This window comes from Pasteurella dagmatis (assembly GCF_900186835.1).
Classification (GTDB): domain Bacteria; phylum Pseudomonadota; class Gammaproteobacteria; order Enterobacterales; family Pasteurellaceae; genus Pasteurella; species Pasteurella dagmatis.
Window position 1 is genome coordinate 442,642 of sequence record NZ_LT906448.1, and the last position, 21,550, is coordinate 464,191.

General features: G+C 37.0%; 21 protein-coding genes. 10 read left to right on the forward strand and 11 right to left on the reverse strand.

Going from position 1 to position 21,550, the window contains the following annotated elements; translation table 11 throughout:
• Positions 1-10 precede the first annotated feature (10 nt).
• The 5 genes from CKV78_RS02145 to CKV78_RS02165 all read right to left on the reverse strand — a co-directional run bounded on the left by CKV78_RS02145 (position 11) and on the right by CKV78_RS02165 (position 5,278).
• Complete coding sequence (locus tag CKV78_RS02145; protein WP_005764524.1) at positions 11-526, reverse strand: hemerythrin domain-containing protein; 516 nt, start codon at positions 524-526, stop codon at positions 11-13.
• Positions 519-1,670: a tRNA guanosine(34) transglycosylase Tgt gene (gene tgt / locus CKV78_RS02150; RefSeq protein WP_005764522.1), complete on the reverse strand. Its 1,152-nt coding sequence runs from the start codon at positions 1,668-1,670 to the stop codon at positions 519-521. The genes CKV78_RS02145 and tgt overlap by 8 nt, the downstream gene beginning before the upstream one ends.
• A gap of 336 nt (positions 1,671-2,006) precedes the next feature.
• Positions 2,007-2,786 (reverse strand): HAD-IIB family hydrolase, encoded by a 780-nt coding sequence (locus CKV78_RS02155; RefSeq protein WP_005764520.1) that lies wholly within the window; start codon positions 2,784-2,786, stop codon positions 2,007-2,009.
• On the reverse strand, positions 2,786-3,877 hold the full coding sequence (queA, locus tag CKV78_RS02160; protein ID WP_005764518.1) for a tRNA preQ1(34) S-adenosylmethionine ribosyltransferase-isomerase QueA: 1,092 nt from the start codon (positions 3,875-3,877) through the stop codon (positions 2,786-2,788). Before queA ends, CKV78_RS02155 begins: the two co-directional genes overlap by 1 nt.
• A 231-nt stretch (positions 3,878-4,108) precedes the next feature.
• A complete protein-coding gene (locus CKV78_RS02165) occupies positions 4,109-5,278 on the reverse strand; it encodes a cytochrome-c peroxidase (RefSeq protein WP_032855614.1) in 1,170 nt (389 codons plus the stop codon).
• Between the two features lie 187 nt (positions 5,279-5,465).
• Here CKV78_RS02165 and CKV78_RS02170 point away from each other — a divergent pair, with 187 nt between their 5' ends.
• On the forward strand, positions 5,466-5,960 hold the full coding sequence (locus tag CKV78_RS02170; protein WP_005764514.1) for a hemerythrin domain-containing protein: 495 nt from the start codon (positions 5,466-5,468) through the stop codon (positions 5,958-5,960).
• A 61-nt stretch (positions 5,961-6,021) separates the two neighbouring features.
• On the opposite strand, the gene CKV78_RS02175 is transcribed toward CKV78_RS02170, so the two are convergent.
• On the reverse strand, positions 6,022-6,507 hold the full coding sequence (locus tag CKV78_RS02175) for a Dps family protein (RefSeq protein WP_005764512.1): 486 nt from the start codon (positions 6,505-6,507) through the stop codon (positions 6,022-6,024).
• A 230-nt stretch (positions 6,508-6,737) separates the two neighbouring features.
• Entirely contained in the window at positions 6,738-8,327 is a 1,590-nt protein-coding gene (prfC, locus tag CKV78_RS02180) for a peptide chain release factor 3 (RefSeq protein ID WP_005764510.1), read from the reverse strand.
• A gap of 177 nt (positions 8,328-8,504) precedes the next feature.
• Here prfC and CKV78_RS02185 point away from each other — a divergent pair, with 177 nt between their 5' ends.
• The 4 genes from CKV78_RS02185 to CKV78_RS02200 all read left to right on the forward strand — a co-directional run bounded on the left by CKV78_RS02185 (position 8,505) and on the right by CKV78_RS02200 (position 12,683).
• Complete coding sequence (locus CKV78_RS02185; RefSeq protein ID WP_005764508.1) at positions 8,505-9,365, forward strand: phosphoribosylaminoimidazolesuccinocarboxamide synthase; 861 nt, start codon at positions 8,505-8,507, stop codon at positions 9,363-9,365.
• 68 nt (positions 9,366-9,433) lie between these two features.
• The gene (locus CKV78_RS02190) at positions 9,434-10,294 is read left to right on the forward strand and encodes an SDR family oxidoreductase (RefSeq protein ID WP_032855612.1); all 861 of its coding nucleotides are present in this window, start codon (positions 9,434-9,436) and stop codon (positions 10,292-10,294) included.
• A 55-nt stretch (positions 10,295-10,349) separates the two neighbouring features.
• Complete coding sequence (gene argG / locus CKV78_RS02195; RefSeq protein ID WP_005764504.1) at positions 10,350-11,690, forward strand: argininosuccinate synthase; 1,341 nt, start codon at positions 10,350-10,352, stop codon at positions 11,688-11,690.
• Positions 11,691-11,813: 123 nt separating this feature from the next.
• On the forward strand, positions 11,814-12,683 hold the full coding sequence (locus tag CKV78_RS02200; RefSeq protein ID WP_032855610.1) for a VirK/YbjX family protein: 870 nt from the start codon (positions 11,814-11,816) through the stop codon (positions 12,681-12,683).
• A gap of 19 nt (positions 12,684-12,702) precedes the next feature.
• Here CKV78_RS02200 and CKV78_RS02205 read toward each other — a convergent pair whose 3' ends face one another.
• The 4 genes from CKV78_RS02205 to CKV78_RS02220 all read right to left on the reverse strand — a co-directional run bounded on the left by CKV78_RS02205 (position 12,703) and on the right by CKV78_RS02220 (position 16,831).
• Positions 12,703-13,173, reverse strand: a complete 471-nt coding sequence (locus tag CKV78_RS02205) for an Lrp/AsnC family transcriptional regulator (protein WP_005764500.1) — start codon at positions 13,171-13,173, stop codon at positions 12,703-12,705.
• Positions 13,174-13,272: 99 nt separating this feature from the next.
• The gene (locus tag CKV78_RS02210) at positions 13,273-14,799 is read right to left on the reverse strand and encodes a YfcC family protein (RefSeq protein WP_005764498.1); all 1,527 of its coding nucleotides are present in this window, start codon (positions 14,797-14,799) and stop codon (positions 13,273-13,275) included.
• Between the two features lie 81 nt (positions 14,800-14,880).
• The gene (gene arcC, locus CKV78_RS02215; RefSeq protein WP_005764496.1) at positions 14,881-15,810 is read right to left on the reverse strand and encodes a carbamate kinase; all 930 of its coding nucleotides are present in this window, start codon (positions 15,808-15,810) and stop codon (positions 14,881-14,883) included.
• A gap of 16 nt (positions 15,811-15,826) precedes the next feature.
• Positions 15,827-16,831 (reverse strand): ornithine carbamoyltransferase, encoded by a 1,005-nt coding sequence (locus tag CKV78_RS02220; RefSeq protein WP_005764494.1) that lies wholly within the window; start codon positions 16,829-16,831, stop codon positions 15,827-15,829.
• A gap of 333 nt (positions 16,832-17,164) precedes the next feature.
• On the opposite strand from CKV78_RS02220, the gene cmk reads away from it, so the two are divergent.
• From cmk to lapB, 5 genes are all read left to right on the forward strand, one after another.
• Positions 17,165-17,845, forward strand: coding sequence for a (d)CMP kinase (gene cmk / locus CKV78_RS02225; protein ID WP_032855608.1), 681 nt, complete (start codon positions 17,165-17,167; stop codon positions 17,843-17,845).
• Between the two features lie 96 nt (positions 17,846-17,941).
• Positions 17,942-19,591: a 30S ribosomal protein S1 gene (rpsA, locus tag CKV78_RS02230; protein WP_005764491.1), complete on the forward strand. Its 1,650-nt coding sequence runs from the start codon at positions 17,942-17,944 to the stop codon at positions 19,589-19,591.
• A gap of 70 nt (positions 19,592-19,661) precedes the next feature.
• Positions 19,662-19,946 carry an integration host factor subunit beta gene (locus CKV78_RS02235; RefSeq protein ID WP_005764489.1) on the forward strand — a complete coding sequence of 95 codons (285 nt, stop codon included), beginning with the start codon at positions 19,662-19,664 and terminating at the stop codon, positions 19,944-19,946.
• Between the two features lie 97 nt (positions 19,947-20,043).
• Complete coding sequence (locus tag CKV78_RS02240) at positions 20,044-20,343, forward strand: LapA family protein (protein ID WP_005764487.1); 300 nt, start codon at positions 20,044-20,046, stop codon at positions 20,341-20,343.
• Entirely contained in the window at positions 20,343-21,533 is a 1,191-nt protein-coding gene (lapB, locus tag CKV78_RS02245) for a lipopolysaccharide assembly protein LapB (protein ID WP_005764485.1), read from the forward strand. The genes CKV78_RS02240 and lapB overlap by 1 nt, the downstream gene beginning before the upstream one ends.
• Positions 21,534-21,550: the final 17 nt, after the last annotated feature.

A 21,550-nucleotide genomic window follows, 5' to 3' on the forward strand; every position in this document is an offset into this window, starting at 1 on the left:
CCCTGTTTTTTTATTTCACACAACGGCGTGCAAACATAATTTTACCCATTGCATTTAATTGCTCTGGAGATAAATATTGTTTACCTAGCTCAAAAAGTGGCTCTTCAATCGCAATATGTGCATCATAACCCGCAATAAACTGGCGAATTAATTCGGCATCAATATGAGTGCGTTTTTCTTGAACCAATTCTTCCAGTTGACGTGAAAGATTATCCCAATTTTGATGCAGCAAAATATGTTGCGCTTCTAATTTTTCAATTTCTGACCGCACTTGTGGTGCCTTTGCTAACAAGGCAGGGAAGAAATCATCTTCTTCATCTTGATGATGCAAAGGTGCAGATTGATTGAAGTAAGTGATGATTTGTTTTACATCATTTTTAACTGCTTGGTTGACACCGTGTTCTGCCAAATAATTTGGCAGAATACTCAGTTGGTGGCAGAAACGCTTTACTTTGCTGTGGCAAGCGTAAAGCATTTCGATAGGTTCATCCCAAGTTACAACATCTTGTGGTGAAAGATTAATCATTTTTTGTGCCTAGTTGCAATGGTGGTACCAGTTTACCAATTTTAGCATAAAATTCGTTCACAAAATCATCAAAACGATCTTGTTCAATCGCTTGGCGAATTTCAGCCATTAAGCGTTGATAATAACGTAAATTATGAATGGTATTTAATCTCGCACCTAAAATCTCATTACATTTATCTAAATGATATAAGTATGCTTTGGTGTAGTTTTTGCAGGTGTAGCAATCACATTCAGCATCGAGTGGAGTAGTGTCATCACGGTATTTTGCATTACGAATTTTGACAATACCGTGAGTCACAAATAAATGACCGTTACGTGCGTTACGGGTTGGCATTACGCAGTCGAACATATCAATACCGCGGCGAACGCCTTCCACGAGATCTTCCGGTTTGCCTACACCCATTAAATAGCGAGGTTTGTCAGCTGGAATTTGTGGGCAAACATATTCTAAAATACGGTGCATATCTTCTTTTGGTTCGCCAACGGCTAAGCCACCCACCGCATAACCGTCAAAGCCGATATTCACTAAAGCTTCTACAGAAATTTTACGCAGTTCTTCGTAAACACCACCTTGAATAATACCAAATAATGCATTTTTATTGCCTAATTCATCAAAACGATCACGACTGCGTTTAGCCCAACGTAATGACATTTCCATCGATTTTTTTGCATAGTCAAATGTCGCTGGATAAGGTGTACATTCATCGAAAATCATCACGATGTCAGAACCTAAATCGTATTGAATTTCCATCGATTTTTCTGGAGATAAGAAAATGCGTTCACCATTAATTGGGTTTTGGAATTTCACACCTTCTTCTGTAATTTTGCGTAATTTGCCTAAGCTGAATACTTGGAAACCGCCAGAGTCCGTTAAAATTGGGCGATGCCATTGCATAAAATCGTGCAAATCACCGTGTTTACGCATCACTTCTTGACCAGGACGAAGCCATAAATGGAATGTGTTGCCGAGTAAGATTTCTGCACCTGTTGCGCGTACTTCTTCTGGTGTCATGCCTTTTACCGTACCGTAAGTACCAACTGGCATAAATGCAGGTGTTTCAACAGTAAATGTGCCTTGTGGGCGTTCAAAAACGAGGCGACCACGTCTTGCGTTACCGTCGGTTTTATCAAGTTCGTATTTCATTTAATTTCCTTTCAACGAATAAACAGTTCGAAGAGTTTTTTGAATAAAAAAGCCTGTGTAAATAAACAGGCTTTTGCTATAATTCTTATCAATGTTCTGTATTTTAGAACAGAGGCGGATCTGCTAAAAATCAGTCCGCCAGTAGCACCTGACGGGCTGTTTAGTAGATCCAAACGTTATATTTGTAACGTGAGGATAAAAATATGAAACGCATAATTATGTTTTTCATCATTATTCTACTTTGCCTATCCCTTAAAGGAAGTGTCGCTGGCTAGGTAGATTCACCCAAGGAACAGCGCCAACTGTTCCTTGTTTTTTATTGTAGAACTTGACCCCTTATAAGTCAAACTTTGCTTGGTTTTCACTGCTTAATTGCCGTATTTTCTCGGCAATTAATTGTGGATTTGGGGTAAGTTGTGCCGCTGAAATTGTTTGTAGCGGTTCGAAATCACCAACACAAACAGAATAAGCAGCGTGTTTAAGTAGCTCAATATCATTCATATCATTGCCGAAAGCGATATACAGTTGTTTGCCAATGAGATTAAGTAATGTACTGTATTTATTGATATTTTTTGCCGTAATATCGATGTTATATAAACCATTGGGTTCTGAATGTTCAATCAAATTCACATTTAGCTCAACTAACTTTGATTTGAGCTGAATATAATGTTCCTCTGTGAGATTGAGCAAAATGGTTTTAATCGGGTGAGAGATCTCAAAGAGCGGTCGATTTTCAGCAAGTTTTGCGCTGTCAATTTTATGCTCAATGGAATGTGGTTGGCGAATACGCTTGCTGTAATGCCAAATATCATCAGCTAAATAATCCAAATTAAATTCGTTAATCCATTGTTTTATCTGATGAAAATCATCTTGTGCAATGGGACAGTTGGCTTGAATTTGTTGATTTACTTGTGTAATTGAACCATTGCCACCAATCAAAAATGCATTTTTTAACGTATCTGTTAACAGAGGCAATAAATCTCGAATTGGACGAGCAGAAGCAAAAATGGGCTGATGACCTTGTGCCATCAACTCATTCAGTGCGGTTTGAATTTCAGACGGAATTTGTTTGCCATCGAAACAAATTGTGCCGTCTAAATCAAACACAAAAAGCATTATTCTAAGCCTTTCACATTCGGATTTTTGGTAATGAACATTGCATCGCCATAACTAAAGAAACGATAGCGATTTTCTACCGCACTTTGATAGGCTTGCATTGTGTGTTTATAGCCCGCAAAGGCAGAAACTAACATAATTAAGGTACTTTCTGGCAAGTGGAAGTTTGTGATTAAGCAATCTACCACGCGGAATGTTTTGCCTGGGTAAATAAAAATCGAGGTATCAGAAAAATAAGGTTCGATTAATCGTGCACTGTGTTTTTCTTCTGTCGCTAATGCCGCACTTTCAACAGAACGCACAGAAGTGGTACCAACTGCAATCACACGCTTGCCAGCTTGTTTAGTGGCAATAATTGCATCGCATACCTCTTGTGGCACTTCCACATATTCTGCGTGCATTTTGTGATCTTCAATATGTTCAACACGTACAGGTTGGAATGTGCCAGCACCCACGTGCAAAGTCACAAAAGCAAAATTTACCCCTTTAGCTTTTAATTGTGCTAACAATTCATCATCAAAGTGCAAGCCTGCTGTTGGTGCCGCCACTGCACCAGGGACTTTGTTATAAACCGTTTGATAACGTTCTTGGTCAGCATCTTCATCTGGGCGATCGATATAAGGTGGCAATGGCATATGCCCGATTTGTTGTAATACCTCTAAAAGTGCGGTCTGTTTTTCCGCAATTTCAAGTTCAAACAGGGTATCGTGGCGAGCCACCATTGTCATTTTCACGCCATTATTTTCGCCAAGTTTGTCTTCACCTAACCAAAGTTCAGCCCCTTCTTTTGGTGCTTTAGAAGAGCGAACGTGTGCTAAAAAACGGGTATCCGTTAAAATACGTTCAACTAAAACTTCAACTTTGCCGCCACTGGCTTTGCGACCAAACATTCGAGCGGGGATCACTCGAGTATTGTTAAAAATTAATAAATCACCTTCATTAATTTGGTCGATCACGTCCGCAAAAGTGCGGTGTGAAATTTCTCCGTTTTCGCCATTTAATTGTAATAGTCGGCTCGATTTACGCTCGGTTTTAGGGTAGCGAGCAATCAGCTCATCAGGTAAGTCAAAATGAAAATCTGCAACACGCATAAAAATAAATATCAGGTTATGTAAAAAAATGTGGGCGTAAGTCTAGTGCGAATTAGGCGATTGTACAAGGAAAAATCGAGATTTTAGCGAATAAGCGCTATTTTCTAAATTCAGGTGAAAAAAAAGCCCTTTCAAAGTGAAAGGGCAAAAAATATATTTGGAGTCATACTTTTTAGGGTATGCCCTACATTATATGTGTATTTTTAACAAATGCAACAATTTTTTAACAATTTATTCATTCTTTTTTAGCAATCGTTCATATCGTTCGTCTGTGAGAAGCTTTAAAAAGGCTTCTAATGCAGCAATATCTTCATCTGAAAGCGGTTTAGCCGCTAATTTTTGATGTGCAATTGTCGGTGCATATTCAGGCTTATCCCACGCTTGCTTGGTTTCTGGATTGATTGTGCGAGTCGGGTTATTGTAAGAATCCAAGTAGAGCAGTACCGTTCTCAATTCATTAAACACGCCATTATGCATATAAGGGGCTGTTACAGACACGTTGCGTAAGGTGGGCGTTTTAAATTTTCCTTTCTGCAACAGATCACTATTAACTGCAGGATTATCCAATAAGCCGTTATCAATATAGTTTTCATCTAACTGATTATGGGCAATTAAACGAGGGTTTTTCGGCACGCCAATATTGTAATAATGATAGTTACTGAATGTTTCTTCAGTATGATTTTCAGTGCTTTGTAGCTGGTGGCAACTTGAACAATTGGTTTGGTTTTTATCAAAAAACAATTTGCGTCCTTTTTCTTCAAGAGCGGTTAAATGATATTTACCTTGCAAATATTTATCGTATTTTGAATCAAAGGGCTGTAATAATCGTTTTTCTTGCTGGAAGGTGGCGATCGCATCCTCCATTGCCGCATAAACTTTATCCACGGTTTGCCATACTTCGTGACCATAGTGTTTGGAAAACGTTTGAATGTACATTGGGTTATTGATTAAACGTTTGGCGACAGATAATTTGTCCGGCATTCCCATTTCGAGTGGATCCAGTGGTGGTCCGCCCGCTTGTTCGGCGAGATTTTTTGCACGCCCGTCCCAAAATTGCCCTCCGATGTATTCTTGTGTTTTAGGATCAAAATGAAAATCGGGTGAATATTTCGCATACAGCATTGTTGGGGAATTTCGCTTACCAAATTTTGTTGGATCGTCGCCTTGCGAAACCATTTTTTGTGCGCTGTTTTCACGTAAATCAACGAAAGCTGCATCGGGATTATGGCACGAGGAGCAGTTTTGATTGCCGTGAAAGGAAAGTGCGGTATCAAAAAAAAGAATTTGCCCAAGTAACGCTTTATCAATGCCATTTTTCGGCATTTCCCTCGGTTCTTTTTCTAAAGCGTGGGCTGATATTGAGGTAAGTGTTGCAATAAGTGCGATCGCAATTTTTTTCATTTTATATTCTGAATTTAAAAATATTTTATACAGCATAACGCTATTTAAGCGAAAAAACTTACACCCTTTAAGGTATCTATTTTGACTTAAATCATAGGAAAATTATTTTTTTGATTAAATTGTTTTGCTTGTGGTTTTTTATACCCTAGTATTTTAGTCGGATAAATAATAAATAGGAGTTAAAATAATGACATCAACACAAAATAACGCATTTACTTATTGGCAAACAGCAAGTTATGAAGAAACTATCGCGCATATTTTGACGCGTTATCATCAACGCCATAAAGAACAGCTCGAAGAATTACTTGCACTCGCACAGAAAGTGGAAGATCGACACGCTGATCACCCTGAATGTCCAAAAGGATTGGCTGCCGCGTTAGAGGTGGTTTATGCAGATTTAGTCAATCATATGATGAAAGAAGAACAAATTTTGTTTCCAATGATTAAATCGGGCAATTATGCAATGGCACAAATGCCAATTCGTGTGATGGAATTTGAACACGATGAGCATCAAAAAAGCATCGCAATGCTTAAATCGCTCACTAATGAAATGACACCGCCAGAAGGTGCTTGTCAAAGTTGGCAAACGTTATATGCGGGAATTCAAGAATTTATCGAAGATTTGAATAATCATATTCATACTGAAAATGAGATCTTATTTACGCGTGTATTGGCAGAATGATATTTAATAGACAATAAAAAAGTGCGGTCATTTTAACCGCACTTTTGTTTATTTAGGCAAATTATGCATTGCAAGTTTGGCAAGCTGCTGATGCAGTAAACATCCAAATTAATTTTTCTTGCTCTTTAATATAATCACTCATTTGTGAAGCGGTACCTTCATCATTTGCTTCACCAGCAACTTCTAAAATTGCACGTTGTTGTTTTAAAAGCTCTTTAAAACCGTTTAATGTTCCTGTTAAACATTCTTGAGCGTTACTTACACCAATGTGTTCTTGAATAGTTGATACTTTTAAATATTGGCTATATGCGTTATTTGGCATATAACCTAAGGTTAAAATACGCTCTGCGATCTCATCTACTTTCACCACTAAATCATTGTAGATTTCTTCAAATTTTGCGTGTAATTCAAAGAAATTTACGCCTTTGATATTCCAGTGGTAACCACGTACATTCGTATAAAATACTTGATAGTTTGCTAATAATACGTTTAATTCTTGTGCCAATTTTTTAGATGATGCTTCGCATAAACCAATTGCTGTTGTCATAAATTTATCTCCAATATTAATTAATAATTAAGTTTGCTTTATAGAGCATAAACTCATTATGAGTTGTATGGTTATATCATACGCTTTATGAACAAGAAAGGAAATTGTTAGGAATGATAAATTTGATAGGTAATATGCATTAATCACCTTATTTTTGAAAGGATATTTTAAATTAAAAGTGCGGTAAAATGTTTAGATTTTTTACCGCACTTTCGCACTTTGTTGAGAGATTAATGTTCTCTTGTTTTGAAGAATTGAACGTCAGGATAACGTTCTTGGGCAAGGTTTAAATTTACCATGGTTGGAGCAATATAAGTTAAGTTATCGCCGCCATCAAGAGCTAAATTTTGTTCATTTTTGCGTTTGAATTCTTCAAATTTTTTCGCATCAGCACATTCAACCCAACGAGCTGTTGCAACGTTGATGTTTTCATAAATTGCTTCTACGTTATATTCCGATTTTAAACGTGAAACCACCACGTCAAACTGTAATACACCAACTGCACCCACGATCAAGTCATTGTTCATCAATGGTCGGAATACTTGCACTGCTCCTTCTTCAGAAAGCTGTACTAAGCCTTTTAACAATTGTTTTTGTTTGAGAGGATCTTTCAAACGAATGCGACGGAATAATTCTGGCGCAAAGTTTGGAATCCCTGTAAATTTCAAATCTTCACCTTGAGTGAAGGTATCACCGATTTGAATTGTACCGTGGTTATGTAAACCAATAATGTCGCCTGCATAAGCTTCTTCTGCGTGAGTACGATCTCCTGCCATAAAGGTTAACGCATCAGAAATAATTACATCTTTACCAATACGTACGTGACGGAGTTTCATTCCTTTTTCGTATTTACCAGATACAACACGCATAAATGCAACGCGGTCACGGTGTTTTGGATCCATGTTTGCTTGAATTTTAAACACAAATCCCGTGAGTTTTTGTTCGCTACTTTCTACGGTACGACTATCAGCTTGACGTGCTTGTGGGGCAGGTGCCCATTGTGTTAAACCATCGAGGAAGTGATCAACTCCGAAGTTACCTAACGCAGTACCAAAAAATACTGGTGTTAATTCGCCACTTAAAAAGGCATCAAGATCAAATTCATTTGATGCCCCTTGAACAAGTTCTAATTCATCGCGTAGTTGCTGTGCTAAGTCATCGCCTACCGCAACATCAAGCTCAGGGTTGTTTAAACCTTTAACTACACGCACCTCTTGAATCGTATGACCTTGTCCTGTTTGATATAAATAGGTTTCATCTTTATATAAATGATAAACCCCTTTGAATAATTTACCGCAGCCAATTGGCCAAGTGATTGGTGCACAATGGATGTTTAACACATTTTCGACTTCGTCTAATAATTCCATTGGATCACGAATATCACGGTCTAATTTATTCATAAAGGTTAAGATTGGGGTATCTCGTAAACGAGTGACTTCCATTAATTTAATAGTACGTTCCTCAACCCCTTTTGCACTGTCTATCACCATTAAGCAACTATCAACAGCTGTTAATGTGCGGTAAGTATCCTCTGAGAAGTCTTCGTGTCCCGGTGTATCTAATAAGTTGACTAAACAGTCATTGTAAGGGAATTGCATTACAGAGGTTGTAATTGAAATACCGCGTTGCTTTTCCATTTCCATCCAGTCAGATTTGGCATGTGTGCTTGATCCTTTTCCTTTGACAGAGCCTGCTGTTTGGATTGCTTGTCCGTAAAGTAAAACTTTTTCTGTGATGGTTGTTTTACCAGCATCGGGATGTGAGATAATCGCAAAGGTACGACGTTTATTAACTTGTTGTGGATAATCGTTCAATGACATTGTTCTATTTGTAGGTTAATCGAGTTAAAGAGAGTTGTGTATTGTCGCTTATTTTAACGTTCTTCTCAAATTTATTTATAAATTCAAGAAAAAATGCAAACGTTTGCTTATCTTTAGGAGTAAAGTGCGGTACAATGTGCGCCGATTTTTATTATATAAAAAATAAGGTGCAAACAGATGACTCAGCTTAGCCTAAAAAAAATCTATTCAGGTAAAGTGCGTGATCTTTATGAGATTGATGATAAACGTATGTTGATGGTTGCAACAGATCGTTTGTCCGCATTTGATGTGATTTTAGACGATCCGATCCCTCGTAAAGGAGAAATTTTAACGCAGATATCGAACTTTTGGTTTAACAAATTAGCACATATTATGCCGAATCATTTCACGGGAGATAGCGTTTATGATGTGTTACCAAGAGAAGAGGCTGATCTGGTGAAAGAGCGTTCCGTAGTGTGTAAACGTTTAAATCCAATTAAAATCGAGTCAATTGTACGTGGATATTTAACTGGCAGTGGTTTAAAAGACTATCAAAAAACAGGCACAATTTGTGGCTTATCCTTACCTGAAGGCTTAGTAGAAGCGAGTAAGTTGCCAGAGCCTATTTTTACTCCATCAAGCAAGGCTGAAGTTGGTGATCACGACATTAATATCAGCTATGAAGAGTGTGAAAAACTAATTGGTGCGGAACTTGCTGCACAAGTGAAAGAAAAAGCGATTACACTTTATAAAGTGGCAGCTGAATACGCACTAACAAAAGGTATCATTATCTGTGATACCAAATTTGAATTTGGTTTAGATGAAAATGGGACTTTAACATTAATGGATGAAGTTCTCACTCCAGACTCAAGTCGTTTTTGGTCGGTAGATACTTACCAAGAAGGCATTAATCCTCCATCTTTTGATAAACAATTTATCCGTGATTGGTTACAAAATAGTGGTTGGAATAAAGAACCTCCAGCACCAAAAGTGCCTGCTGAGGTGATTCAAAAAACTGTTGATAAATACCAAGAAGCATTGGATTTATTGACAAAATAAGCGGAAAATTGGCTTTCTTTCTCTTTGGAAAGAAAGCTTTTTTCAATACAAAAATTCAAAGGAGAATTATGAAGTCGGTTTCAATAGTGGGATTAGGTTGGCTTGGCTTACCTTTAGCTCGCCATTTGAAGAATTTAGGTTGGGAAGTCAAAGGCAGTAAACGTACTCACGAAGGTGCAGAGCAAATGCGTTTGGTTCGTTTAGAGGCTTATCCATTAGAACTTACTCCTGAAATAAATGCCGATCCTGATGACTTAACTATTTTGTTATCAGTAGATTCATTAGTGATCAATATTCCACCTAGTCAATATTTTTTTAATCCTCAGCATTATGTATTAGGTATTCAAAATTTAGTGAATGAAGCGTTATTACATAGTGTTAATCATATTATTTTTATCAGCTCCACCTCTGTTTTTCCTGAAGTTTCAGGACAATTTGATGAGTCTTGCCAACCTCAGCCACAATCAGACATTGCAAAAGCGATTGTTGAGATCGAGCAGTGGCTATTCCAGTTACAAAATATTGACTGCGATATTGTTCGCTTTGGTGGATTGGTAGGTGATGATCGCCATCCAGTGTATTCATTGTCTGGCAAAGAAGTTAAGTCAGGTAATTCGCCTGTGAATTTAGTGCATTTTGATGATTGTGCGAGAGCAATTCAATTATTACTTGAGACACCAAGTTATCAACGCTTATATCATGTGGTGGCTCCAGAGCATCCAACTAAAGTGGAATATTATTCTGCGATGGCGGAAAAACTCTGTTTAGAAGCACCGCACTTCATTTGCTCGGAGCAAGATCCTGTACGAATTATTCGTGCGGATAAAATTTGTGAAGAGCTTGATTTTGTTTACCAACACCCTGATCCCTATTTAATGTTATCAAATAAGGAAGAGTTTGGTGGACTTTCCGATGAGTTTTTGAAATAATAAAGTGATTATTTAATCACTTTTTTTGCGTAATTATTTAAAATAAAGGTTTAATATGTCAAACACAATTTTACAACAACTCCCAAAAGGTCAAAAAGTCGGTATTGCGTTCTCAGGTGGTTTAGACACTAGTGCTGCATTACTTTGGATGCGCCAAAATGGAGCGATTCCTTACGCATACACCGCTAATTTAGGTCAGCCAGATGAGGATGACTACAATGCTATTCCGCGCAAAGCGATGGAATATGGTGCAGAAAATGCACGTTTAATTGATTGTCGTGCACAACTAGCTCATGAAGGTATTGCAGCAATTCAAAGTGGCGCATTTCATATCTCAACAGGCGGTATTGCCTATTTTAATACTACGCCATTAGGGCGAGCGGTAACAGGGACAATGCTTGTTTCTGCAATGCGTGAAGATGATGTGAACATTTGGGGGGATGGTAGTACTTTTAAAGGTAATGACATTGAGCGTTTCTACCGTTACGGTTTATTAACTAACCCAAATCTTAAAATTTATAAACCTTGGTTAGATAACCAATTTATCGAAGAGTTGGGTGGTCGTCATGAGATGTCTGAATTCCTGATTGCGAATGGCTTTGAATACAAGATGTCAGTCGAAAAAGCGTATTCAACAGATTCAAACATGCTTGGAGCAACGCACGAAGCAAAAGATTTAGAACTTTTAAGCCGAGGTATGAGAATTGTTCAACCAATTATGGGGGTTGCATTTTGGCGTGATGATGTTGAAGTGAAAGCAGAAGAAGTGACAGTCCGTTTTGAAGAGGGGATTCCAGTTGCATTAAATGGTAAAACATTTAGTGATCACGTTGAATTATTTCTTGAAGCGAACCGCATTGGTGGTCGCCACGGTTTAGGTATGTCTGATCAAATTGAAAACCGTATTATTGAGGCAAAATCTCGTGGTATTTACGAAGCACCAGGAATGGCATTATTACATATCGCTTACGAGCGTTTAGTAAGTGCAATTCATAACGAAGATACTATTGAGCAATACCGTATTAATGGCTTACGTTTAGGGCGTTTGTTATATCAAGGTCGTTGGTTTGACCCACAAGCATTAATGTTACGTGAAACCGCACAGCGTTGGGTTGCTCGTGCAGTGACTGGCGAGGTGACATTAGAATTACGTCGTGGTAATGACTATACTATTTTAAATACTTCATCTGCGAATAGTACTTATCATCCAGAGCGTTTAAGTATGGAAAAAGTAGAAAATGCACCATTTAGCCCAGAAGATCGTATCGGTCAATTAACAATGCGTAATTTAGACATCGTAGATACACGTGATAAATTAGGTATCTATACTCAAACTGGTTTATTAAGTATTTCAAAAGAATCCTTTTTACCACAACTAAATAATAAGAAAGATTAAATTTAATTTAGTTTAGTTTGAAATTGACCGCACTTTTAGTGTAATTCAACATTGAAAGTGCGGTTATTTTTTACTAAAATTCCGCATCATTTTCTCATCTTAAATAGAATGATTGGTATTTCTATGTCTTTCATATTTTCGTTCCCTACATTTTCACAAATGTATCCCGATGAAAAAAGGCTATTAAAGCGTTTGCGTGAATTTTTACGTTATATGGGAAGAACTCAGATTTATCATAGACAATGTGATGAATTAGAGAGTTTTTTAAACAGCCATCCTCTTTTTGCAGATGTATTTCATCAGCACCTTTATCGTGTAAATGCATTATTGTATGTGTATTGTGATAAACGCTTTAATGCTGAACAACGGTTAAATGCAATCACTCAAAATTTTATTTTGATGCAAGAAAAATTGAACGTGAAATTTTGTGAACAATTAATTAAACAGAAGTCGATTGTTCTGTCTAATTTAACGGAAACGTTATCTCTAAATTTAAAGATTAATGATATTGACCCTTTAGAGGGTTTCTTTTCATTAAATATTTACGATAAAAAAGAAAATCTCAGTCTATATAATGCATCATTCACATTTTTATCTCCAAATCAATTGTTAATTGCCTCAATGCAAGGGCCTAAAGGTGAAAGGGCGCAAAGCCTTGTCCGTAATATAACTAAACAATTATATGGTTTACGGCCTATGTTTATGTTGGTTAATGTATTTAAATTGTTAGCACAAGAGTTAAATTGTGAATTAAATGGGATCCCACATAAACATCAAGCTAAATATCGTTGGAATGACTCGGTTCGTTTATTGTTTAATTATGATAAATTTTGGCAAGAAAATGAGGGGGAGTTAATCGCACAATATTGGCATATTCCAACCACAATCCAGCGTAAAGCATTAGAGGATATACAAAGTAAAAAGCGCTCAATGTACAGAAAGCGCTATGAAATGCTTGATGCATTAAAAATCGATATTGCGACTTTAAAATAGTAGAAGCTATACTAGGCGGCTATAAAGGTAACTCGGTCGAATTTTTTACTGTTTTTAGTGCTATTTCAGATTTAATATTTTTTATGCCGATTTCTTTTGTTAAGTAGCGCATTTTTAAAGAATGAAATTCGTCTAAGTCGGAAACAAAGAGTTTTAAAATGAAATCGTAATCTCCAGCCATTAAATGACATTCTGCGATTTGTGGCAGTGACTTCATTTCAAATATAAAGCGTTCTCGTAATTTTAGATCTTCTTCAAAAAAAGAGCCTAAAACATAAATAACTAGACTACAATTTAATTTTTGTGGGTTTAATAGCGCAACATAATTATCAATAACACCACTGTCTTCAAGTTGGTTGACTCTACGTAAGCACGCAGAATTAGATAATCCAATTTCTTTTGCTAACTCATTGTTATGTAAGCGACCATTCCGTTGTAATGCTTTTAAGATCCTAGTATCAATATTATCGAAAATTTTATCTTTAGGCATATCCCAACCTTATTGTGCATCCACGTTTTCATTTTTTATTATAGCAAGGCTGCCATTTAAAATCTGTGATCAATGACAGCCTTTGAAAAATAACATCATTTAGACGCTGTACAGCGAAACTTGAATAACTAGTAATATGGATGCAATAACCAGTAGACATCCTATCATTGGCATCACAAATCGAACCCACTTGTTGAAAGGAATATTTAACATTTGTAATGTTACTAAGACTAATCCTGTTGGTGCCAAGAATAGCATTGCATATTGCCCCCAGTTATAGGCAGAAACTACGATATGTCTAGGAATACCCACGGTATCTGCAAGTGGTGCCATAATTGGCATTGCAAGTACAGCTAAACCAGATGAAGATGGTACAATTAAGCCCAAGAAAATGAAGATGACTAATTGTGCAAGGATGAATACACTGCCGGGTACACCTGATGCAAGATCTGAGGCATAGGCTAGGATTGTATCTGAAATCATACCTTGCTCTAACACGAGGTTTACACCACGGGCCAAACCAATAATCAATGATACACCAACTAATTCAGAAGCCCCTTCAGTAAATGAGTTGACAATGTCTTTTTCTGAAAGTTTAGAGATGAACATAATGAAGATAGTAATTGCGAGGAAAGAAGCAGCCATTTCTGGGAACCACCATCCACCAAACATTACTCCCCATACCATTAAGAAGAATGATATACAGAATAAAACTAAGATAATTTTTCTTCTTGTTGTGAATTCTTGAATCGCATTTGTATCAATATTTTTCATATATTTATTGAGAAATTCTTCTCTATCATCATAAACATATGATGCTTTTGGATCCGCTTTGATTTTTTTACAGTACCAGTAGAGGTAAACTACAACGCAGATGAAACCAGCAATTAACCCTCCAAAACGCCAAGCGATACCTTCCGTGAACGGTATACCTGCAGCATTTGAGGCAATAACAACAGAGAATGGGTTTATTGTTGAGAATGCGGTCCCCATAGATGCAGCGAGGAATATTGCACCAACACAAACGATAGCATCATATCCAAGTGCAACGAATACAGGAACGAGGATAGGGTAGAAAGCGACAGCTTCTTCTTCTATACCACAAGTAGTGCCACCAACCATCATTAAAAATGAAACTGCAAATACAATAAAAAATTCATTTCCTTTTGTTCGATTAGCTAATGCACCTAAACCTGCGTTAAAAGAACCTGTTTTATTAATCACACCAATCATACCACCAAGTACGAAGATAAAAACCATTACATCGGCAGCTTCAATTGTACCGTGGACCATACTTTTCGTGATGTCTTGTAAACTTTTTGGATTCTGTTCTACGCGTTGATAAGTCCCAGGAATAGCGATAGGTTTTTTAATTGTGCCTTCAAGGAAGTTATTTAATTCAATTTTGACATTTAAGTTATCTAACGATGCTTTTGTGGCGGGGAGAATTTTGTCTGGTTGTTGATAAGTTTTAACGACGAATACATTATCAGCTGAATTATATGTTAATTTGGAATATGAACCTGCTGGAACTAGCCAAGTCAGACCGACAGCAATAATCAATATAATAAATAAAATTGAAAATGCTGAGGGAAAGTTAAATGTTTTCTTTTTTGAGTTTCCCATAATATACTCCTTTATTTACAGCTACTTAGTCTGGAATACGCATTGTATGTTGAGCTACAAAGCGTATTCCATTTGATTACCTTAATAGTAGGTAATGTCTTTTGCTTTAGTTGTAATGCGAGTACCAGCTTTGCCTTTGACAATATCTACAATATCGGAAAGAGAACCAATTACAGCATCTTTTCCTGTATTTTTCACAAAATTTACTGCCGCTTGAACTTTTGGTCCCATAGAGCCTGAGGCGAAGCCAATACTTTCAATCGCTTCAGGAGGTGCTGTAGCAATCGCTTTTTGCGTTTCTTTACCCCAGTCTAAGAAGACGGCAGACACATCAGTAGCAATAATGAATAGATCTGATTCAAGATTTTCTGCTAATAATGCAGAGCAAAGATCTTTATCAATTACAGCTTCTACACCACAAAGATTATTTTTCTCATCATAATAAGTTGGAATACCTCCACCGCCAGCACAGATAACAATACTGCCTTTTTCAAGTAACCATTTTACGGGACGGATTTCAAAAATACGTTTTGGTAATGGGCTTGGCACTACACGACGATATTTATCGCCATCCTGTGCAATTGACCATCCTTTTTCTGCGGCTAATTTCTCAGCTTCTTCCTTGGTGTATACTGGGCCAATTGGTTTGGTTGGATTTTTAAATGCGGGGTCATTTTTATCTACTTCAACTTGTGAGAGTAGCGTTGCGAATGGTACTTCAAAGGGAACAAGGTTACCTAATTCTTGTTGAATCATATAACCAATCATTCCAACTGATTCCGCACCTAATACATCTAAAGGATAGGTAGGCACGTCTTTGTAAGCTGCACCTTGTAATGCTAATAAGCCGACTTGTGGCCCATTACCGTGAGCAATAACTAATTCATTATTTGACCAAATTTTTGCGATTTGCTCACAAGCAATACGCACATTTTGGCGTTGATTTTCTGCTGTAAGTGGTTCACCACGACGAAGAAGTGCGTTACCACCTAGTGCAATAACAATTCTCATCATAGCCTCCTAAACATTAAATTAAGCTAGAATAAAGCACAGCTTTGATAGTGTGCATACGATTTTCTGCCTGTTCGAAAGCAACGTTCATTGGTGACTCAAATACATCTTCAGTCACTTCAATACCATTAGCGAGTTCTGGATATTTTTCAGCGATTTGACGACCTACTTTCGTTTCGCTATTGTGGAATGCTGGTAAGCAGTGCATAAATTTCACTTTTGGATTGCCAGTGCGTTTCATCAATTCAGGTGTCACTTGATAAGGTAATAATAATTTGATCCGTTCTCCCCAGCTTTCTAGCGGCTCACCCATTGACACCCATACGTCAGTATGAACGAAATCTACGTCTTTCACCGCTTTATCAATGTCTTCTGTCACAGTGATTCTTGCACCGCTTTCTTTCGCAAATTTTTCGCACATATCAACAAGCTCTGCATCTGGTAATAATGCTTTAGGGCCACAGATACGCACATCCATACCTAATTTTGCACCGATGAGTAAAAGTGAATTACCCATATTGTTGCGAGCATCACCAATATAAACGTATTTGATTTCACTTAATGGTTTGTCACAGTTTTCAATCATTGTTAATACATCTGCTAACATTTGAGTTGGGTGGAATTCGTCTGTTAAACCATTAAATACTGGAACACCAGCATATTCTGCTAATTCATCTACAACAGATTGTTTGAAACCACGATATTCAATAGCATCATACATACGACCCAGAACACGAGCAGTGTCTTTCATACTTTCTTTATGGCCGATTTGTGACGATGTTGGATCGATATAAGTGACGTTTGCGCCTTGATCATAAGCGGCGACTTCGAAAGCACAACGAGTACGAGTAGAGGTTTTTTCAAAGATAAGAGCGATGTTTTTTCCTTTTAGTTTTTGTTGTTCTGTACCTGCATATTTAGCACGTTTTAAATCGCGGGATAAGTCTAGTAAATATTTGATTTCTCGTTCAGTATGATTTACTAAACTCAACAAATGTCTGTTTTTAAGATTAAAAGCCATAATACTTCTCCTTGTTTGAACCTAATGAGTTTTTAAAAGGGGCATAAGGATAAACTTATGCTTGATATACAACAGCTTACGTACGCTTGCCATTATAAAGATTGAAGTTTAGCATATGGTGCCTAATTTTGCCCTTGAATGTAAATTTTTCGAATAAAATTCGAAAAAATAACTTATTTTTGCAATACCAATGTTCAGCAATAAAACTTTTCAAAATTTGACCGCACTTATCGTATAAAGATTTTAATCCTTTGCTAAGGAAAATATTTCTTGATAATTTATCGATTATGCTATTCTTTAGAGCACATTTTAAAATTAAAAAGAGTTATGACAATGCAAAAAATGATCATCACAGTTGATGGACCAAGTGGTGCTGGAAAAGGCACATTATGCTATGCCCTAGCTGAAAAATTAGGCTTCGATTTATTGGATAGTGGGGCAATTTATCGTGTAACGGCACTTGCTGCACTTAAAAAATCGGTAAAATTAGATGATGAATTAACACTTGCTGAACTAGCTAGAAATTTAGATGTACAATTTTTGCCACAAGATGGCGAAGTGAATATTGTGCTTGACGGTGAAAATGTTAGTTCACAAATTCGTACACAAGAAGTAGCTAATGCAGCATCAAAAATTGCAGTATTCCCCAAAGTAAGAGAGGCTCTTTTGCAATTACAACAAGAATTTGCCTCCGAGAAAGGACTTATTGCTGATGGGCGGGATATGGGAACGGTGGTATTTCCAGACGCACCTGTAAAATTGTTTTTAGATGCAAGTGCTGAAGAACGTGCAAAAAGGCGCTATAAACAGTTGCAAAATAAGGGAATTAGTGGTAACTTTGACCAGATTTTAGCCGAGATAAAGGAACGTGACTTCCGCGATAGAAATCGTGCAGTTGCGCCTCTTAAACCTGCTGAAGATGCATTGTTGTTGGATAGTACTTTATTAACTATTGAAGAGGTTATTCAACAAGCCTTGTTGTATATTCAGCAAACGCTTAAAATTACTGTATAAATCCGTTTATTCAAGGATGAATAGACTGTTATTCTCAACCCCACATTCAATGGATTTTGAAGTGGACGTTATTAAATTTTAAATTGAAGATTAATTATGACTGAATCTTTTGCTCAACTATTTGAAGAATCATTAAAAGAACTTGAAACCCGTCAAGGTTCTATCGTTAGCGGTACTGTTGTTGCTATTCAAAAAGGCTTTGTACTTGTTGATACAGGTTCTAAATCTGAATCATCTATCCCTGCTGAAGAGTTTTTAAACGCACAAGGCGAACTAGAAGTTCAAGTTGGTGATGTTGTTGATGTTGTATTAAAAGCTGTTGATGACGGTTTTGGTGAAACTGTTGCATCTCGTGTTGATGCGAAACGCAATGAAGCATGGATTGCATTAGAAAAAGCATACGAAGAACAGGCTACTGTTATCGGTTTAATCAACGGTAAAGTGAAAGGTGGATTCACAGTTGAGTTAAACGGTGTTCGTGCATTCTTACCTGGCTCATTAGTAGATACTCGCCCAGTTCGTGAAACTCTACATTTAGAAGGTAAAGAATTAGAGTTCAAAGTGATCAAACTTGACCAAAAACGTAACAACGTTGTTGTTTCTCGTCGTGCTGTAATCGAATCAGAAAATAGCCAAGAACGTGAACAAATTCTTGAGAACTTACAAGAGGGGTCTGAAGTTAAAGGTATCGTTAAGAACTTAACCGACTATGGTGCATTCGTAGATTTAGGTGGTGTTGACGGTTTATTACACATCACTGATATGGCTTGGAAACGCGTTAAACATCCAAGTGAAATCGTGAATGTAGGTGATGAAATTACTGTTAAAGTATTGAAATTCGATAAAGATCGTACTCGTGTATCTTTAGGCTTAAAACAACTAGGCCAAGATCCTTGGGTTGCTATCGCTGAAAATCACCCAGTAGAAAGCAAATTAACAGGTAAAGTAACTAACTTAACTGACTATGGTTGTTTCGTTGAAATTTTAGATGGCGTTGAAGGTTTAGTTCACGTTTCTGAAATGGATTGGACAAACAAAAACATCCACCCATCTAAAGTTGTTAGTTTAGGTGATGTTGTTGAAGTGATGGTATTAGAAATCGATGAAGAACGTCGTCGTATTTCTTTAGGTTTAAAACAATGCAAACCTAACCCATGGTTACAATTCGCTGAAACTCACAATAAAGGCGACAAAGTTGAAGGTAAAATCAAATCAATCACTGATTTTGGTATCTTCATCGGTCTTGAAGGTGGCATCGATGGCTTAGTTCACTTATCTGATATTTCTTGGAATGCATCTGGTGAAGAAGCAGTTCGTAACTATAAAAAAGGTGACGAAGTTGCTGCAGTAGTATTACAAGTTGATGCGGTGAAAGAGCGCATTTCTTTAGGTATTAAACAACTTGAAGAAGATCCATTCAACAACTTTGTAGCAGTAAACAAAAAAGGTGCTGTATTAAGCGCTAAAGTTGTTGAAGCTGATGCGAAAGGTGCTAAAGTTGAATTAGATGGTGGTGTTGAAGGTTACATCCGTGCAGCAGACTTAACAAACGAAGTTAGCGCTGGTGATGTAGTTGAAGCGAAATACACTGGTGTGGATCGTAAAGCTCGTATCGTTCATTTATCTGTACGTGCAAAAGACCAAGCTGAAGAAGCTGCAGCAGTTGCAAATGTGAATAACAAACAAGAAGAAGTTGCTATTCCAAACGCAATGGCTGAAGCTTTCAAAGCAGCTAAAGGTGAATAATTAAGTTCCCTTAATAAAATCGGCTAGCGTGAGAAATCACGCTAGCTCATATAAAAGTTAGGAGAAAGCCATGACTAAATCAGAGCTTATTGAGCGTTTGGTTCAAAAACATCCTTCGATTTCTGCAAAAGATGTAGAAAATTCAGTAAAAGAAATTTTGGATCAGATGTCTTTTGCCTTAGAAAATGGTAAGCGCATTGAAGTAAGAGGATTTGGTAGTTTCTCATTGCATTATCGTCAGCCCCGTTTAGGACGTAACCCAAAAACAGGCGAACAAGTGAAATTAGACGCAAAATCTGTGCCGCACTTTAAAGCTGGCAAAGAGCTGAGAGAGCGTGTTGATATTTACGCATAATTTTAACTAACTTTAATATAACGACACTTTTAAGTGTCGTTTTTTGTATTGATTTTTGGCATAATGGAAATCGTAATTTTCTATTAGGAGAAATGTGATGATTAAATATATTTTAGGATTCGTATTGGTACTTGCAATCGTACTTGTGGCAATTACTATTGGGGCAAATAACGATCAAGTCATCACTTTTAATTATATGATTGCTAAAAGCGATGTTCAGCTGTCAACCTTAGTCGCGATTTTATTTGGTTTAGGTTTGATTTTAGGTTGGCTGATTACTGGAATTTTTTATCTTAAATTGAAATTCCAAAATATGTCATTAGCTCGTCAAGTGAAACGTCAAACGTTACAAATCAATGAGTTAACAACAGCAAGTCGAGATAAGGCTACTCAATAATGCTTGAATTACTCTTCCTGCTTTTGCCTATTGCTGCAGCATACGGTTGGTATATGGGACATCGAAGTGCAAAAAAGGATCAGGAAGATATCAGTAATAAATTATCCCGTGATTATGTGACTGGGGTAAATTTTCTTTTATCAAATCAACCTGATAAAGCGGTTGATTTGTTTCTTGATATTTTGCAAAAGCAAGAAACGGAAAATGAAATTGAAAGTAGCTCTCAATTTGAAGCAGAGTTGACTTTAGGTAATTTGTATCGTTCTCGTGGTGAAGTTGATCGTGCGTTGCGGATTCACCAAGCATTAGATCGTAACCCAGATTATTCTTTTGAGCAAAAACTACTTGCAAAGCAACAGTTAGCTAAAGATTTTATGGCAATTGGTTTTTACGATCGCGCAGAGAATCTTTATATTCTTTTAGTTGATGAACCGGACTTTGCCGAACACGCATTACAACAGCTAGCCCAACTGTATCAAAAAACCAAAGAATGGAAAAAAGCCATTAACGTCACAGAAAAATTAGCTAAGATTGCTCCAAAAGACGATAATGTTGAGCTTGCACAATATTACTGTGAATATGTGAAAACATTGGCAATCAATAATAAAGAAAATTCACAAACTTTGCTTGAACAAGCGCTAAAAGTATCTCCAAAGTGTGTGAGAGCATCTATTCAGTTAGGTGAACTATTGATTGAGAAAGGAGAGTATCAAAGTGCGGTTAATATTTTGGAAAATGTGTTGGTACAAAAAGCGGATTATGTTGGCGAAATTCTAGTGCCTTTACGTAAGTGTTATCATAAATTAAATCAGCTAGAAAATTTTGAGATATTTTTAATTAAAGCGAGTCAGCTAGTAAATAATAGTGCAGTTGAACTTGCATTAGTGGATCTTATTCAAGAAATTGATGGTAAAACTGCAGCACAGGCCAAGCTTTATCAGCAACTTAATCGACACCCAACGGCATTATTATTTCATCGTTTTATTCAATTTCAAATTGATGATGCAGAAGTAGGACGGGGGAAAGAAAGCCTTGAATTGTTACATAAAATGGTCGGTGAACATATTAAACAAGGAACGGGTTATCGTTGCGTAAAATGTGGTTATCATGCACATAAATTAATATGGTGCTGCCCATCTTGCCGTTCTTGGGAAACGATTAAGCCAATTGATGGCATTGAACATAATTAATTGAACACAGAGAGGGA

Coding starts and splice junctions, on each gene's coding strand:
- CKV78_RS02145 (WP_005764524.1), bottom strand. CDS start 526: ATGATTAATCTTTCACCACAAGATGTTGTAACTTGGGATGAACCTATC.
- CKV78_RS02190 (WP_032855612.1), top strand. CDS start 9,434: ATGAAGTCGGTTTCAATAGTGGGATTAGGTTGGCTTGGCTTACCTTTA.
- CKV78_RS02220 (WP_005764494.1), bottom strand. CDS start 16,831: ATGGCTTTTAATCTTAAAAACAGACATTTGTTGAGTTTAGTAAATCAT.
- CKV78_RS02175 (WP_005764512.1), bottom strand. CDS start 6,507: ATGACAACAGCAATTGGTTTATGCGAAGCATCATCTAAAAAATTGGCA.
- argG (WP_005764504.1), top strand. CDS start 10,350: ATGTCAAACACAATTTTACAACAACTCCCAAAAGGTCAAAAAGTCGGT.
- prfC (WP_005764510.1), bottom strand. CDS start 8,327: ATGTCATTGAACGATTATCCACAACAAGTTAATAAACGTCGTACCTTT.
- CKV78_RS02205 (WP_005764500.1), bottom strand. CDS start 13,173: ATGCCTAAAGATAAAATTTTCGATAATATTGATACTAGGATCTTAAAA.
- CKV78_RS02185 (WP_005764508.1), top strand. CDS start 8,505: ATGACTCAGCTTAGCCTAAAAAAAATCTATTCAGGTAAAGTGCGTGAT.
- CKV78_RS02200 (WP_032855610.1), top strand. CDS start 11,814: ATGTCTTTCATATTTTCGTTCCCTACATTTTCACAAATGTATCCCGAT.
- queA (WP_005764518.1), bottom strand. CDS start 3,877: ATGCGTGTTGCAGATTTTCATTTTGACTTACCTGATGAGCTGATTGCT.
- lapB (WP_005764485.1), top strand. CDS start 20,343: ATGCTTGAATTACTCTTCCTGCTTTTGCCTATTGCTGCAGCATACGGT.
- CKV78_RS02235 (WP_005764489.1), top strand. CDS start 19,662: ATGACTAAATCAGAGCTTATTGAGCGTTTGGTTCAAAAACATCCTTCG.
- CKV78_RS02165 (WP_032855614.1), bottom strand. CDS start 5,278: ATGAAAAAAATTGCGATCGCACTTATTGCAACACTTACCTCAATATCA.
- tgt (WP_005764522.1), bottom strand. CDS start 1,670: ATGAAATACGAACTTGATAAAACCGACGGTAACGCAAGACGTGGTCGC.
- cmk (WP_032855608.1), top strand. CDS start 17,165: ATGCAAAAAATGATCATCACAGTTGATGGACCAAGTGGTGCTGGAAAA.
- arcC (WP_005764496.1), bottom strand. CDS start 15,810: ATGAGAATTGTTATTGCACTAGGTGGTAACGCACTTCTTCGTCGTGGT.
- CKV78_RS02155 (WP_005764520.1), bottom strand. CDS start 2,786: ATGCTTTTTGTGTTTGATTTAGACGGCACAATTTGTTTCGATGGCAAA.
- CKV78_RS02170 (WP_005764514.1), top strand. CDS start 5,466: ATGACATCAACACAAAATAACGCATTTACTTATTGGCAAACAGCAAGT.
- rpsA (WP_005764491.1), top strand. CDS start 17,942: ATGACTGAATCTTTTGCTCAACTATTTGAAGAATCATTAAAAGAACTT.
- CKV78_RS02210 (WP_005764498.1), bottom strand. CDS start 14,799: ATGGGAAACTCAAAAAAGAAAACATTTAACTTTCCCTCAGCATTTTCA.
- CKV78_RS02240 (WP_005764487.1), top strand. CDS start 20,044: ATGATTAAATATATTTTAGGATTCGTATTGGTACTTGCAATCGTACTT.